Origin of the sequence: uncultured Cyclobacterium sp. (assembly GCF_963977555.1) — a bacterium.
GTDB lineage: Bacteria > Bacteroidota > Bacteroidia > Cytophagales > Cyclobacteriaceae > Cyclobacterium.
Genome location: NZ_CAXBPD010000030.1, coordinates 1 through 16,595, shown reverse-complemented (window position 1 = coordinate 16,595; position 16,595 = coordinate 1). Strand labels below are relative to the sequence as shown.

At 40.8% G+C, this 16,595-nt stretch carries 7 protein-coding genes; all 7 read left to right on the top strand.

Going from position 1 to position 16,595, the window contains the following annotated elements; genetic code table 11:
* The first annotated feature begins 1 nt into the window (after position 1).
* From AAC073_RS23815 to AAC073_RS23785, 7 genes are read left to right on the top strand one after another with little or no spacing between them, the layout of a single operon-like run.
* Entirely contained in the window at positions 2 to 3,478 is a 3,477-nt protein-coding gene (locus tag AAC073_RS23815; protein ID WP_339926292.1) for a TonB-dependent receptor, read from the top strand.
* A gap of 14 nt (positions 3,479 to 3,492) precedes the next feature.
* Positions 3,493 to 5,388 carry a RagB/SusD family nutrient uptake outer membrane protein gene (locus AAC073_RS23810; protein WP_339926291.1) on the top strand — a complete coding sequence of 632 codons (1,896 nt, stop codon included), beginning with the start codon at positions 3,493 to 3,495 and terminating at the stop codon, positions 5,386 to 5,388.
* 43 nt (positions 5,389 to 5,431) lie between these two features.
* Complete coding sequence (locus tag AAC073_RS23805) at positions 5,432 to 8,545, top strand: SusC/RagA family TonB-linked outer membrane protein (RefSeq protein WP_339926290.1); 3,114 nt, start codon at positions 5,432 to 5,434, stop codon at positions 8,543 to 8,545.
* Between the two features lie 11 nt (positions 8,546 to 8,556).
* On the top strand, positions 8,557 to 10,323 hold the full coding sequence (locus tag AAC073_RS23800; protein ID WP_339926289.1) for a RagB/SusD family nutrient uptake outer membrane protein: 1,767 nt from the start codon (positions 8,557 to 8,559) through the stop codon (positions 10,321 to 10,323).
* A complete protein-coding gene (locus AAC073_RS23795) occupies positions 10,296 to 12,065 on the top strand; it encodes a hypothetical protein (RefSeq protein WP_339926288.1) in 1,770 nt (589 codons plus the stop codon). Before AAC073_RS23800 ends, AAC073_RS23795 begins: the two co-directional genes overlap by 28 nt.
* A gap of 1 nt (position 12,066) precedes the next feature.
* On the top strand, positions 12,067 to 14,169 hold the full coding sequence (locus tag AAC073_RS23790; RefSeq protein WP_339926287.1) for a DUF5722 domain-containing protein: 2,103 nt from the start codon (positions 12,067 to 12,069) through the stop codon (positions 14,167 to 14,169).
* Positions 14,166 to 15,983: a hypothetical protein gene (locus AAC073_RS23785; RefSeq protein ID WP_339926286.1), complete on the top strand. Its 1,818-nt coding sequence runs from the start codon at positions 14,166 to 14,168 to the stop codon at positions 15,981 to 15,983. The genes AAC073_RS23790 and AAC073_RS23785 overlap by 4 nt, the downstream gene beginning before the upstream one ends.
* The last annotated feature ends 612 nt before the right edge of the window (positions 15,984 to 16,595 follow it).

Sequence of the window (16,595 nt, the reverse complement as noted above, 5' to 3'; positions counted from 1 at the left end):
TATGAAAAAAATATTACTTCAGACAATTATGATGTTGTCCAGAGGCTTCTTGTACGGTTTAATTTTCCAAATGTTGGTGGTTAATTTCACCAGTGTTATACAAGCAAAAGGCCAGTATAAAAATATTGATGAGGTGGAAGTAAACCTCTCCCGAAAAAAATTGGACCTTTACACCTTTTTCAATGAGGTAAAGCGACAATCATCTTTTAGATTTTCCTATGATAAAAAGACGCTTAAAAAATCATCTGTTTTATCCTTTAACAAACAGAAAGGCACAGTTGAAGAATTCTTGATTGAAGTTAGTCTTCAATCTAATTTGCATTTTAGACAATTTAACAACACGATTGATGTCAAAGTTGCGAAGATGAAAACACGATCCGAAAATCAATTGATGGATCCTGTGACCATCTCAGGAACAGTCAAGGATCAATCAGGGGAACCGCTTCCTGGGGCAACTGTTTCTGTTTTGGGCAGCAACAAAGGTACCGTAACGAGTATCGATGGGACGTATTCGATTCAAGTAGAAGCTGGTGAAACCCTTGTATTTTCTTATATAGGATTTGAAAACCAATCTTTTGATATAGGCAATCAAACGACCATAGACGTGATTCTATCAGAAGATGAATCTTCCTTAGAAGAGGTCGTTGTAGTGGGGTATGCCGAACAAAGAAAGCTTTCCGTGACAGGAGCTGTAAGTTCTGTTTCCTCCGATGAGTTGGTGAAAAGTTCCTCTCCAAGTTTGGCCAATGCCCTTGCTGGAAGATTGCCAGGCCTAACCTCAATCCAATCTGGAGGAGGCCAGCCAGGAAAGGATGATGCAACTTTATATCTAAGAGGAGCTGCTACAACTAATGGTAGAAGCCCATTGATATTAATAGATGGCGTGCCAAGGGATAACATCAGAACCTTGGATGCCAATGAAGTAGAATCTGTTACTGTACTTAAAGATGCTTCAGCTACTGCTGTATTTGGTGTTCGAGGTGCAAATGGGGTAATATTAATTACCACCAAGAGAGGTAAACCTGGTGAAATGGAATTGAACATTAGCCTTGACCAAAGCTTAAGTTCTTTTACTTACGAGCCGGAAAGATTAACTTCTTTGGAGTACATGAATCTCAGAAATGAGGCAGGTAGGAATGATGGAATGACCACGCCATTTTTTAGCGAAGATGTCATGGCAAAATATGCCAATCCGCTTTTAGGCCTTGACCCAAATGATCCGGATTATGAGAGAAAAGCAATGGTACGTCAATACATGTACCCCAATCATGATTATTACCGTGAATTTATTTCCAGGTATTCACCTCAGACCAGAGTCAATGTTAGTGCCAGAGGGGGTACAGACAAAGTCTCCTATTTTGTGAATGGAGCCTTTCTTAATCAAGGAGGAAATTTAAATACTGAGCCTAAATCTCAATTGGGCTATGATCCTTCCTCCTGGATGAAAAGGTATAATTTCAGGGCAAATATAGACTATAAGTTAAGTGAATCTTTTAAGGCCTTTTTAAATATAGGAAGTTATATAGAACAGGTCAATATGCCTTCTGCTTGGCTTTATGGCGGGGGAGATACCAATTGGATGATGAGAGACCTATTCTACCAAGCCCAAACCATTTTACCAATAACACCAGGTCCAACAACAATTGATGGGTTTGGTGTTGCCCCAGGGCAAATCGTCGATCCAGGATATATGGACCGCTCTGCTTTTGAAATAATGAATCGATATGGGTATAGAAACGAAGTGCGGTCAAACTTGAACTCATCTTTAGGCATGGAGTTGGACTTGAGCAATATGGTTACTGAAGGCTTAAGTGTAAGAGGTATGATGTCCTATGATGCCAGGGCTACTACGGCCATGCAAGGGAGTAAGTCCGAAAGGTTATTTTTAGCTGAGGTAAACCCCAATACTGATGAATTGAGTTATGCAGTAAAAAGACCTGATGAGTCCCTACTCTCCTTATCAAAGGGAGCAGATTCCAGGTACAATATTAACCTGCAAGCTGCGATCCAATATGCCAGAATTTTCAACGATAAACATAGGGTAAGTGGCCTTATTCTGGCCCAAAGGGACAATTGGGAATCTACAAGTGGAGAAATTCCATTTAATGTATTGGGCATCGCGGCTAGGGCTACCTATGAATACGATTACAAGTACCTGGCAGAAGTGAACATTGGTTACAATGGATCAGAACAATTTGCTCCGGGTAACCGCTTTGGTTTTTTTCCTGCCGTCTCTTTAGGATGGATTTTAAGCAATGAGAATTTCCTTTTGGACAATCCTGTGCTAACAAATTTAAAGTTCAGGGTATCCAATGGACGGGTAGGAAATGATCAAATGGGCTCTTCCAGATTTTTATACCAAAGTGACATTACGATGAGTGGAGGTCCTTTATCTAGCCTAGGAAGAGGACAAGGAGTTCGTCAGGGTTTATTGGGTAATCCTAATATAACCTGGGAAATAGCAGACAAGCAAAACTATGGTATCGACCTAGGATTAATGGATCAACTAGACCTTTCCTTTGATTATTTTATTGAAAATCGAACAAATATTCTAATTTCCAGAGGGACTGTCCCTGCATTTCAAGGGGTGCCATTAGGCAATATTCCAAAGGTAAATATGGGAGAAGTGGATAACAGTGGCTTTGAACTGGAGTTGTCCTATAGAAAGCAACTTTCCGAGGATTTTAACATCAATGTCAGGGGGAATTATGGGTATAACCATAACGTAGTCAAATTCATTGATGAGCAAATCAGAGATGATTCCTATGTGCATAGGTACCGCAGTACGGGTTATGCTATTGGTCAAAATTGGGGGTACCAAATCGATTATGACAACGGGAATGGCATATTTAATACTCAGGAAGAGCTGGATGCATACCAAGAAAACACCCAATATGGATTTGGTGTGCCAAGAGTAGGGGATTTTAAATACAAGGACCTCAATGACGATGGTACTGTGGACGACAAAGACCTATCTCCAATTGGCTATTCATCCATTCCTAGGGTAACTTATGGTGCTGGTGTTAACCTTCAGTACAAGGCATTTGACTTTTCAATTTTCTTTCAAGGAGTAGGAAAATATTCTCGTAATTATGGTTCTCAGGGAGTGTATGAAAATATAATCCAAGGAACCTATTTTGATTACCATAAGAATGCCTGGACCCCCGAAAGATTCGCTGCTGGAGAAGAAACTACTTATCCTGCACTAAGCACCAGAAGTACGACAAACCATACAGCAAACAGTTTTTTTATAATGGACAGGTCCTTTGTGAGGTTGAAAAATATTGACATAGGCTATACCCTTCCAAGCAACCTGACGCAGGTGATAGGGATGAGCTCTCTTAGGGTTTACCTCGGTGGGCAAAATCTCCTCACCTGGGACAATTTGAGAATGGGACATCTTGACCCGGAAAATAATGATTCCATAGGTTACCCAGTTACCAGGATGATGAACTTTGGTTTTAACGCCACCTTTTAAACCCAAAATTAACGATGAAATTAGTAAAAATAAACCTAGCAATATTGCTATCGGTCATTTTGACATTTTCTTGTACTGATGTGCTGGACATGGCTCCCGATGGTAAAATTTCACTTGAAGAAGTATTTTCGGACAACGATAAAGTCGGAGCATTTCTCAACAGTTGTTATACCAATTTACCCGTAAAGGGAACCAGGTACTTTTTTTGGAGTAGAGGTCCAGTGAACTGGAGTGATGAATCTTGGGATACCGATGCTGAAGCAGAATCCTGGCTTACTTCAGGGAGAATGTATAATGGTGATGCTTCTGCAGCCAATCATCCAGCGGTCCAATGGAGCAACGAAAATAATGGTGCGTATTGGGACCGGTACTGGAGTTCTATCCGCAACCTTGCTATGTTTCTGGAGAGAATTGATGAAGCTACAGTAGACAATCCCGAGGACAGGGAAAGATGGAAAGCTGAAGCCCATATATTAAGGGCTTTCTACTACATGGAAATGCTTAAATGGTATGGGACCGGCCTTCCCATAGTAAGGACGCCCTATGAATTTTCAGATGATTTTTCTACGGTTGAAAAGGCGAGTTATTATGAAGTAGTACAGTTTATACTTGAAGATTGCAATGCGGCCATCGCTATTGACGAACTGCCCTGGAGAATTACTTCTGGAGGGGAAGCAGGAAGGGTAAACAAAGCTTTGGCTGAGGCCATTAAATCTACAGCCATTTTATTTGCTGCCAGCCCACTTTATAATAATGGGCAAAACCATTGGGAGGAAGCTTACCAAATAAACCTTAATGCGGTTCAAAACCTAAAGAACAATGGTTATGAGTTGTATAATCAGGTGAATTTACCCCAGACTTACCTTTCAGACGTAGCCTATTTTGGAGAGAATAATAATCCCTATGCAGCATTGTATAATGAATATTTTACACAGACCTCTGCTTACTCTCCTAATCCTGTGGATAAAGAAACAATATACCAAAGCCGTGAGGGTCAAGGCAATATTTTTAATATTGACGGCATAGGGGCCCAAGATGGATACAAGTCCGGAACCTGCCCTACACAGGAGCTGGTAGATTCCTATGAAACAATTGATGGGGAGCCAATTTTAAATTTACAAAATCCATACCTGGATGACCAGCACCTAAATCCAAATTACAACCCAGATAACTCACGCTATGACCCTCAAAATCCTTACGAAAACAGGGATCCAAGATTTTATGCGTCAATCTATTACAACGGTTCTAAAAGAAAAGCACTATGGAATTTTGCTGAAGCACCTGAGTCTTATGAGAATTACCCTGCAGGTATTGGTAATAGAACGAGAATCATTGCGACCTATGTAGGCGAACCGCAGACAGGTATTCATCCCACTACAAGAAGGGCTACTAGAACAGGTTACTTTCAGAGGAAATTTTTGCATCCAAATTCTGGAGGTGATAATCCTATAGGGGGAGCCAATTGGAAATATTACAGATTAGGAGAGCTACTGCTTAACCTGGCTGAAGCTGCGGCCCAAGCAGGCCATTTGGTGGAAGCTACTGCTGCTGTTAACGAGATAAGGGCAAGAGTAAATATGCCTGAGTTGCCACAATCACTTACCCAGGAAGAATTGATTCTTAGAATCAAAAATGAGAGAAGAGTAGAATTGGCAATGGAAGAAAACAGGTATTTTGATGTGCGTAGGTGGACTTCTCCTGAAGGAGATCTTTCGGAAACAGACCAATGGATTACCGGAGCTGAAATTATTAGAAATGAAGACGGAACCTTTACTCATGGAAGAAGGAATGTGAGAGAAGTTGAGCGTAAGAATTATACCAATAAATTTTTACATGTACCCATTCCGCTTAACGAGGCCAATCGACTTCAATCGATAACAGGAATTAATTGGCAAACTCCTGGTTGGTAAAACACCCTTATAAGTTTTTCTGAAAGACTATAAAGAACTCAAAATGAAACGATATATAAAAAATATAAAACTTACTTTAAGTTTCTTGTGCCTGCTGGTTTACCTGCAAGGCAGCCAGGCTATGGCTCAGGACGCGATGACTACTATCACTGGAAAAGTAATAAATGAAATCGGGCAACCCATTCAAGGTGTATTAATAAATTCAGGAACCAGCGATCAGGGAACTTACACTGATACTGAAGGTAACTATACATTGAGCCTTCCTATATCTGAAACTTTTCTGCTTTTTGAAGCAAAAGGATTTGCCAATAGGCAAGTTCAAATTGACAATAAAAGTAACATAGACCTTGAATTGGCATTTGATAGGCATGGGAAAGATGATGTCATAGCTTTGGGCTATGGATTTCAGTCAAGAAAAGAGCTTACAGGATCCGTTTCCACTGTATCAGGTGAAGAACTGGAACGATCTCCAGTAGCAAACCTTAGCCAAACATTTTCTGGAAGATTTGCTGGGTTGACAACGCAGGAAACTTTTTCTGAATTATCCAGAGCAAATACTGATTTATTTGTTAGAGGAATATCCGGAGCCAGAAAAAACGGACCACTGGTAGTGATTGATGGAATACCTGTTTCTTATAATAGCAACCAGATTTTAGAATATATATCTGCAAATGAAATAGCATCTGTTTCTGTACTAAAGGATGCTTCTACTCAAGCCATTTATGGCATACAAGGCGCTAATGGTGTAATCGTTATTACTACCAAAAGGGGGAGAAAAGGACCTCTTCAAGTCAAAGCGAGATTGGACCATTCTGTACAGGAGGTTACTACCCAACCCATGTATTATGCCGCAGGAAAATATGCACAAATGAGAAATCAAGCAGCCTTTAATGATGGCTTTGGCGAGGAATACTTGTACACCAATAGTGAAATTGAACAATTTCAGCTTGGGAACAACCCTAATTATCCTAGCAATGACTGGTATTCAAGGTTTGTTAAGGATTTTTCCACCATGCAAAGAGTGGGTGTAAATATTACAGGTGGTAATGATAAGGTTCAATTTTTCTCCAATGTCAACTTTATGCATCAAAGTGGGCAATTTAAAACCGATCAGACAAATTATGACCCCAGTCCCAAAAATATATGGGTGAATTTTCGATCGAACGTTGATATGAAATTCAATGAACTGCTTTCTGGTTTTGTGAGATTAAGTGGGAACATTAAACGTGAACACACCTCGGGAATAGGCAATCAGAGCATTTATAGCAGCATTTTTCAAATACCTCCTACGATGTTTGGGCCGGTTATTCCTGAATTGACAGCTGACGGTGAACCCTCCCTGGGTGCTGGTCAGGTTGTGACTACTGAAAGGGTTTCGTCTCCCACCTATGGGATGCTTAACAGATCAGGATATTACAATCATACAGTGACTAATATTGCCTCTCAATTTGGCTTAGACCTAGACATGGGTTTCCTTACTGATGGGCTGAACCTCTCTGGTGTATTTGCTTACCAGACTAATTCTGTTGGTAGCTTGGGTACCACCCAGGATTTTGAACGTTGGCTAAGAACGGATGAATTAAATGAACTGGAATTTGTCAAGAAAGGATCAGAACAGAATACCCCATTGGCTTATGGCAAAGGCCACCAATACTATTACCACTTGTCTTACAATAGTTCATTAAATTACCAGCGGCAGTTTGGCGCCAGCAAAGTTTCGGGTATGGCTTACATGTTTTACCAAAACTTAACCAAAGCAGACAATTCCTCCCCCGGTCTATTGCCCTACAATAGGGTAAGTTCTGGAATTGAAGGGAATTATTCTTTTGACGACCGATACCTGCTTAAATTGGTTGTGGGCTATTCTGGATCTGAACAATATGCCAGAGATGTAAGGTACACGACCACACCTGCAGTAGCAGGCGCATGGGTAATTTCCAATGAATCATTTACATCTACCGCCACTTGGTTGAGCAATCTGAAATGGAGAGCATCTTATGGTAAAACAGCGAATGATATAACAGGTATTGCAAGATATGCCTATCTGGACAATGTGACAGCAAGTCAGGGGGGGCTTATTCCTTACCTTCAGTACATTGTCAATGAAAATCTAGTAGGGAATCCAAATATTTCAGCGGAAATCTCCACTAAAACTAATATTGGAATTGACCTGGGCATATTTAATGCCTTTTCACTTTCCGTGGATGTTTTTGAAGAGCGCATGGACAACATGATCGTTAGTGCCCTTGCTACAATTCCTGCCTATCAAGGTGTACCATTGTCCAATTATCCGCAGATCAACGGTGGACAATTTGAGAACAAAGGCTTTGAAATTTTAGCCAATTATAAAAAAGTATTTAACCAAAACTTTTCTGCTTATTTGGGAGGAATGTATGGCTACAATAAAAACAAAATCATAAGTTGGAATGAAGCTGAACGTACCGACGATTATGTTTTCAGGCAGCGAGAGGAAGGATACTCATTCGGACAGGAGTTTGGCTATTTGGTAGATTATTCCAATGGTAACGGTTATTTCAATTCTGAAGCTGAACTAGAAGCAAGTGACCTTAGCTATGCATTTGGAGTGCCCAGGGTAGGAGATTTGATCTATCAGGATTTGAATAGTGATGGTAATATTGACGAAAGGGATTATGCTCCCATTGGAAATGGGAGTATTCCACGCACTACCTATGCATTGTCAGGTGGGCTTACCTTTAAGGCTTTCGATCTAAACTTTCTTTTTCAAGGGCTAGGTAATTACTCTACTCTCCTAGGTGGAACAGGTATTCTGGAAACTGAATTTGATGGTATTTTTGGTAGTCTACACCAAAATGCATGGACAGCTGAGCGCTATGCAAATGATCAACCTATCACTTTTCCTGCACTTTCATTGGCTAAATCTGTCAATCATGAACCTAGCGATTTTGTGAATTTTGACAGGTCTTTTATTCGACTTAAAAACCTGGAGGTCGGGTATACGTTGCCGCTATCGGTTTCTAGAATTTTCAGATCAGATAATACGAGAGTACTTCTCAGCGGGCAGAACCTTTTAACCTGGGATAAGCTGAAAACTTCAGACTTTGGCCCTGAAGGGGGAGGTTATTCAGGATTTCCTGTTTACCGAGTTTATAATCTGGGATTAAGTGTCACATTTTGATAATTAGCGCTATGAATTGTATAAAATATATATTTATTACCTTCATTTTCATTTCAGGCCTTGCCTGTAACGAACAATTAGACCTTCCCAGTGATGGAAGGATAACGATGGATGAAGTTTTCAGTGATTATAACAGAACAAGGGGTTACCTTAATTCCTGCTATGGCCATGCTCCCAAACCATATATGGACAGGTCTTCCTATACAGACGAAGCCCAGGATGCAGACGATGTCACTCCAGGCTCAAATTATGTGGTTTGGTATGGAGGAAATGTCACCCCCACGTCCTACCCCAGTTATTCTGCAGATGGTAGTCCTTGGAATAGGTTGTACGAAGGGATACGAAAGTGCAATGTTTTTCTTGAAAATATTGAAACGGCCACTGTTTATGCTACAGAGGATGAAAAAGCATCCTGGAAAGCACAGGCCCACACCTTAAGGGCCCTGTATTATCTTCAGTTGGTCAAAAGGTATGGAGGTGTTCCTATTTTTGATACCCCTTTAGAAATTGGACATGATTTTTCCACTGATACTAAAGCATCCTTTGCTGAAGTCGTGGCTTTCATTCTGGAAGATTGTGACGCTGCCTTGGCTTTTCCTTCTGGAAGAGATGGTTTCTCTTGGGATATTTACGACAATCAATACGGAATCATGACTAGAGCAGTTGCTTATGCGATAAAATCCCAGGCCGTCACTTATGCCGCCAGTGATTTATGGTCGGATGGTACTTATTCTTGGGAGGATGCGGCTGCGATTAATGCGGAGGCACTCAGCCAATGTTTAAGCAATGGTTACGAATTGTTTGATGTAGCAACTTCACCCGATATCGCTCAAAATTCCTATGCCCTCTATTTTATAACAAGTTCCAATGATCAGCGGGCAGTGGATAAGGAAACCATTTACCATTGGGGTGATCAAATGCAAGTTTGGAAATTTGCGGGCTTGCCTACAAATGATGGTATGGAAAGAACAGGGCCTTGCCCCACGCAGGATCTTGTAGACAGCTACGAAATGAGCAATGGAGAAAGTCCAGTATTGGGATACTCTGATTCGGATAAATTGAACCCTATTGTCAATCCAAATGCTGGCTATGATCCTGAAAACCCTTATGCCAACAGAGATCCAAGATTCTATGCCTCCATTTATTACAATGGTGCGGTAAGATACCTTGATCAGCCTGATGGTGAAAAGGTAGAAACTTTCGTCGGTGGCGAAGAAGAAATCTCCAATACAAACAGGAGAAATACCAGAACAGGATATTACCTAAGAAAATTTAATAACCATCAATCAGGCTTAAACAACAATGCAGATGGAGCAATCCGCCTGTTTCGATTGGCAGAGCTATACCTCAATTTTGCCGAATCGGCCTATCAATCCAGTGGACCAGATGCAGCCATTTCTGTAAACGGTCTATCTATGAGCGCCAGAGATGCTGTAAATGCGGTAAGAGAAAGGGCTGGAATGCCAAGCTTTCCTTCCGGAATGAGTGTGGAAGCATTTGAAGAAAAGTATAGAAATGAAAGAAGGATAGAGTTGGCTTTTGAAGAACATCGGTTTTTTGATGTGAGAAGATGGAATATTCTTAATGAAACAGACAAGTTTGTTACAGGCATGCGCATTACTAAAGAGGAGGGTGGTACCAATTTTCAGCGGTTCCGTTTTGAAAATAGAGGTTCGGCAGCTGATAAATATTTAAGGTATCCTATTGATCAATCGGAGGTCAATAAAATTGTAGGTTTAACAGGTGAAAATTGGCAAAATCCAGGATGGTTAGATTAATGGTTTCAAATATATATATCAAGTTCAATAGGAAAGTACTGTTTAATGTCAGCCTTTGGTTAGGCTTTGTAGCCATTTCCCAGGCGCAGGAAACAGGAGGTACGGATGATTTGGGAAGAACATTGCCTACTTATGCCGAAATAGGAGATAAAAAAGAAAGAACGGTTGCCATGTTTTATTTCCTATGGCATGGCGACAATACATCGGCCAGACATTTTGACCTAAGTAAAATTATCCCACAGCATCCTGAGGTATTGAATGACTTTGATAATCCACACTGGGGAGGTGGAGGAATGTATTATTGGGGAGAGCCTATTTATGGCTATTACCGAGCGGATGACTATTGGGTGCATTTGCGAAGCCTCCAATTACTTACAGATGCTGGTGTCGACTTGTTGGTGATAGATGCCACCAACCGGTTGATCTATGCAGATAGGGCCAATGTGTTGATGAATGCCATGGAGGCGATAAGAAAGCAGGGTAAAACCCCTCCTAAAATTGTATTTTACACCAACACTAAATCTGGAGAAACCATGGAGGATGTATATAACACTTTCTATAAGAAAGGGGCAAAATTCTACCATCCCGAATCTTGGTATTATCTCGATGGAAAGCCTATGATCCTTGGTCACTCCTCCGAGTTACAAGGAAAAGAAGCTGGTGATTTTTTTACCATCAGAGAATCCCAATGGCCAAATGAACCCTATAAAGAGAATAGCTGGCCATGGATTGAGTTCCAGAGACAACAAAAATTACACAAAAACCATAAAGGTGAAGTAGAGATCATGAACGTCTCAGTGGCCCAGCATCCTAATCCTACAGCAGGAATGGGAGGATCGGCATTTTATGGAAACCAGGACAACTGGGGCAGAAGCTTTAGAAATGGGAAAAAAGGAAACCCAGTTGAAGACATTATAATGGGGTATAATTTTCAGGAGCAATGGGACAATGTTTTAAAGGTAGATCCTCCCATTGTTTTCGTAACAGGTTGGAATGAATGGATTGCCACGAAATTTGAAAGCCATGATGACAATCCTGAACACGCTTGGTTTTGTGATCAGGCCAGTCCAGAATACAGCAGGGACATTGAACCTACCCGTACTGGCGGTTTGAAAGACCATTATTACATGCAGCTTATTGGAAATGTTCGGCGCTACAAAGGAGGAGTAGCACCTATGACTTTTGGTAAAGAAAAGACAATCAAAGGATTAGAAGATTGGGTAAATGTCAAAGTAGAATTTACAGATTATACTGGTGAAACAGACCCAAGAAATCATTTAGGCGCCCAATCTGATCCAAAAGTTACTTATACCAATTTGACCGGTAGAAATGATTTTCAGACTTTAAAGGTAGCTAGAGATAAACAATCCATCTTTTTTTATGCCCAAACTAGCAAGCCCATATCTCCAAACAATAGCGAAAATTGGATGCGGCTTTATCTCGATATCGACAGGGATTTTGAAACAGGCTGGAAGGGGTATGACTATCGAATAGTTCTAGGGAATAAACTTCAAAAGTATGAGGATGGAAATTGGGAGACCATAAGACAAGTAGACCATGTGGTTTCTGGCAATGAAATGATGATAACCCTGCCAAGGTCTAATGATGAAGGATTAAAAGGGAAGTTAAACCTGGAGTTTAAGTGGTCGGATAACATGCAGGACGAAGAAGACCCACTGGATTGGTACATCAATGGAGATGTTGCCCCAGGTGGAAGGTTGAACTATATTATAACAGGCTAAAATGAACAGCTTAAAAACCATTTTATTCTTTTTATTAGCTGTATCAAATTCCTTCGGGCAACAAGGTGAAATCCTAATTTCCTATGAAAACCAAAACAATATTGAGATTAAAAATGATAAGCAGGGGAGTTATAGCATAACAGCGATAGGTCCTGATCCTTATTTATTTACGGTCCCATTGACCTTTGAAATTTCGGAAGAGGAGACCATATTCACATTTGAGTATTTTTCCACAGAATACCTGAATAATTTTCAGGTTTTCTTTGGGCCTCCCGTGGAGGAAAACTACAGCTTGTATTCATCTTTAGGAATACGAGAAGGGTGGAGCAGTCACTCAATAGATGTTCGGGAAGCTATACCGAAAGGTTGGGGGAAGCCAGGGGATGTATTGCGCTTGGATTTTGGAGGAGGGGCCGGATATACCGGACAGTTTAGAAATTTTAGTTTTAGGGAACCCAATGCAAGTGAAATTCGAAAGGCTCAAGACAAGGAGGCTTTATTGAAGGAAAAAGAGGCATACAAGACTGAATTGCTGTCTTATTTGAATACTAACTTCCCTAATTCAATTACAGAAATCAATGTCTTGGATTCTGTAATAGTTATCAGTGGCTTCCTTTCTAAAATGAGCCCCAATTATTATATAGCAGAAGTTCCAATGCATGTACAGGTGACAAAGGCCAAGGAATTTGAACTGATGTATCCAATTTCAAAATCACAGGGTGAGTATGAAGTTCATGTTCCAAGGTATTCAAACCAGGGTGATTTCAAGCAAGATGGCTTATTGTCAGGGTGGGTGATTTTAAAGAAGGAAAACGATCGTTTTGAGCTCCAATCCCATCTTCGCTATATGGATAAAATTGAGCCGGTTTTTGACTTAGAGGAAGCAGTGCTGAAAAATAAAAAAGGTCTAGGTAACTTCCATAGCAATGATTTTGTGACTGATTTGGATTCACTGGGTGTAGGTAGTATCACCACCAATATGTGGATTTCCAAAATGTTAAGAACTACCCCTTCTGTTGAAACCATGACCTTTAAGTACAATGGGAAGGAATATTTTGCTGATAGGAAGTGGGTAGAAAAGCATGACAAAGCATTAAAAGAAGCTAGTAAAAGAGGTGTAATCACTTCTGCTATAATTTTGATAGATAAAGCGGTGAATACCCCTGATAATAAAATAGGAGACATTCTGGAACATCCGGATTGTGATCCCTCGGGCATCTATAGCATGGCCAATCTTACCAATCCGGAGTCAGTACATCTATATGCCGCTGCAATGGATTTCTTAGCCAAAAGGTACAGCAATCCCAAGGGAGATCATGGCAGGGTACACCATTGGATTGTGCATAACGAAGTGGATGCAGGATGGGTTTGGACCAATATGGGTGAGACCGATAGCCTTACATTTATGGATACCTATCATAAATCTCTTCGACTAATCAATAATATAGGCAAGCAGTACAATGCACATTCTAAAGCTTTTATTACCCTTACTCACTATTGGAACTGGACGGTGGATAAACATTTTTATTTGTCCAGGGACTTGCTGGAAATTCTTATCAAATACAGTGATCTTGAAGGAGACTTTGATTGGGGGATTGCCCACCACCCTTACCCGGAATCTCTTTTTGAACCCAAAAGTTGGTTGGACGAAAAAGCAACCTTCAGTTTTGATACACCTTTGATTACCTTCAAAAATATTGAAGTTTTGGATGCATGGGTAAAACAGCCCTATGTCAAATTTAAGAATAGAACCAAGCGCACCGTTTTTCTCTCAGAACAGGGGCCTAATTCCAGAGATTATACGCCCAAACATTTGAATGAACAGGCAGCCAGTATTGCTTATTTGTGGAAAAAGATGGAAGTTTTGGATGGGATTGACGCTTTCCAGTTTCACAATTGGTTGGACAACAGGTCTGAAGGTGGTTTAAGAATAGGCCTTAGAAAATTCCCAGACGATAAAGAGGATCCTGCAGGTAAGAAACCAGTGTGGTATGTATACAGAGATCTGGGAACAGATCGTGAGCTTGAATCAATAAGCTTTGCAAAAAATATAATTGGAATTTCATCTTGGGATGAGGTAAGACATACAAAGAAAATAAAATGAAAACATCTGAATTATTCACCATCATTGGGTTACTTGCTTTTAATATCGGTTTTTTTACCAAGGTTGAAGCACAGCATGAATTGATGAATTATAGTTCGCACCTTCCTGCTACAGATAATTTAGGTCGTTCACTTCCGGGTTATGAAGAAGTGGGCCCCCTTAAAAAGGATAAATTTGTGGGTATATTCTATTGGACTTGGCATACCCAACAATCCAACAATAGTGTCAAAGCATTTAATGCCAGTGAGATTCTGGCAAAAAAGCCTGAAGCGATCAACGATTACAATGACCCGATATGGCCAACTCAAAAAGAAGCAGGCGCTTTCTTTTGGTCGGAGCCACTCTATGGATACTACTTGGATACAGACAGGTGGGTATTGTACAAACATGCTGAGATGTTGGCTGACGCAGGTGTTGACATGGTCATGTTTGATTGTACCAATGGCTCCTTCACCTGGAAGGAATCTTATATGGCACTTGCTGAAGTTTTCACGGAGGCACGGAAAAATGGCATTAAAACCCCTCAGATTGCTTTCATGATGGCCTTTTGGCCTACAGATGGTAGCCTCGAGGCGATCAAGGAATTGTACGAAGAGCTTTATGCACCGGGATTGTACCAGGACCTATGGTTTTATTGGAAAGGGAAACCATTAATAATGGGATACCCTGATCGTTTTACAGCTATTGAAGGAGATCCTGAAACCAGTAAATTGCATGAGGAAATCAGAGCGTTTTTTACATTTAGACCTGGACAGCCGGTATACCATAAAGGGCCTATGCGAGAAGATCATTGGGGTTGGTTAGAAATAGCTCCTCAACATGGTTTTGTCCCAGACAATAAGGGGGGATTTGAGCAGGTAACGGTGGGAGTCTCCCAGAATTGGTCCAAAGATAGGGGCCTTACAGCCATGAATGCCCCGGGATCTTTTGGCAGAAGTTATACGGATGCAAATGGTCATTCGAAGGATTCAAAAGCAGTCAATTACGGATTGAATTTTCAGGAGCAATGGGAAAGGGCTTTTGAGCTTGATCCGGAGTTTGTTTTTATTACAGGATGGAATGAGTGGATTGCTGGTAGATTTGAAGAATGGCAACAGCAGCACAACGCTTTTCCGGACCAATACAATCAGGAGAATAGCCGGGACATTGAACCCATGAAGGGCGGACATGGTGACAACTATTATTACCAGATGGTAGCCAATATTCGAAAGTTTAAAGGGGTAGCCAAGCCGCCTAAGTTTACCAAAAATCAAAGCATCAGCATTGATGGTCAGTTTGGAGATTGGGAAGATGTATCGCCGGAATTCAAATCCCATAAGGGAAATACCCTTGAAAGAAATAGTCCTGGCTGGGGAGATTTGGTGTATAAAAATACCTCAGGTAGAAATGATATAGTGGCAAGCAAAGTTACTAGTGACCATGAGAATCTCTATTTCTATGTAGAAACTGCAAATCCGCTGAGCTCGGCAGATAATCCAGCCTGGATGAGGTTATTTATTGACACAGATCGAATTAGAGAAACGGGTTGGGAAGGTTATGATTTTATAATAAACCGATCAATCCCCGGAGATAAAGCTACCATTGAGAAGAATACAGGAGGATGGAACTGGGAAAAAGCAGGCGAGTTGAATTGGAAGATGTCAGGCAACAAAATGGAAATAGAAGTACCAAAAGCTGTATTGAAATTAAAAGAGACTGTGAACATTGAATTCAAATGGTCAGATAATATGCAGGCAGGTGGGGAAATAATGGACTTTCTGTTACATGGCGATGTTGCCCCACTTGGACGATTTAATTATTATTATGCGCCTTGATCTGAGTTGGTGATGGGGTGATGGGGTGATGAAGTGATCTGTGATGGGGTGAAAATCTAGCTAAAGAAAACTTCTATCACTAGGTCCAACACCGCTTCGTAGTTGTGGCCCGGCCATAGCACTCCAATTTATAACGGCAACGTTATAAATTGGAGTGCCGTCATTGCGAACCCTTTTTTGGGGAGGTTTCGCGTAGGTAAAGGGTGTGGCAATCTCATTACCTTGGAGATTCCTTCGACTTCCTCGACGCAAATACCCTGCAAAGTCTCGGAATGACGTATTTTAAATATAACTGATTAGGGTTCAATACAATTTGTAAAATATTTTCCGCCTTGTAGCTTTTCGGCGTTAAGAAATTTAAGCAGGGATTAGCAAGGGCACAGGCACTGTATGACGAAGTTTTTGGTTAAGTAATCAATAAAAAAGCAAGGCAAATATTTAAACCAAAAACTAAGGAGTTTGCCTGTGTGCGGGAGGCCATAAATTTTAGCCGAAAAGATACACAGCGGCGGGGTTTTTTACTTACTTTTTGGGCCTGTAGCAAAAAAGTAAGAATAGTCATATTCAATGACTTGGTATAGTAGAAACAGTAATGCTTTATTACCCAGAACT

Coding starts and splice junctions, on each gene's coding strand:
- AAC073_RS23815 (WP_339926292.1), top strand. CDS start 2: ATGAAAAAAATATTACTTCAGACAATTATGATGTTGTCCAGAGGCTTC.
- AAC073_RS23810 (WP_339926291.1), top strand. CDS start 3,493: ATGAAATTAGTAAAAATAAACCTAGCAATATTGCTATCGGTCATTTTG.
- AAC073_RS23805 (WP_339926290.1), top strand. CDS start 5,432: ATGAAACGATATATAAAAAATATAAAACTTACTTTAAGTTTCTTGTGC.
- AAC073_RS23800 (WP_339926289.1), top strand. CDS start 8,557: ATGAATTGTATAAAATATATATTTATTACCTTCATTTTCATTTCAGGC.
- AAC073_RS23790 (WP_339926287.1), top strand. CDS start 12,067: ATGAACAGCTTAAAAACCATTTTATTCTTTTTATTAGCTGTATCAAAT.
- AAC073_RS23785 (WP_339926286.1), top strand. CDS start 14,166: ATGAAAACATCTGAATTATTCACCATCATTGGGTTACTTGCTTTTAAT.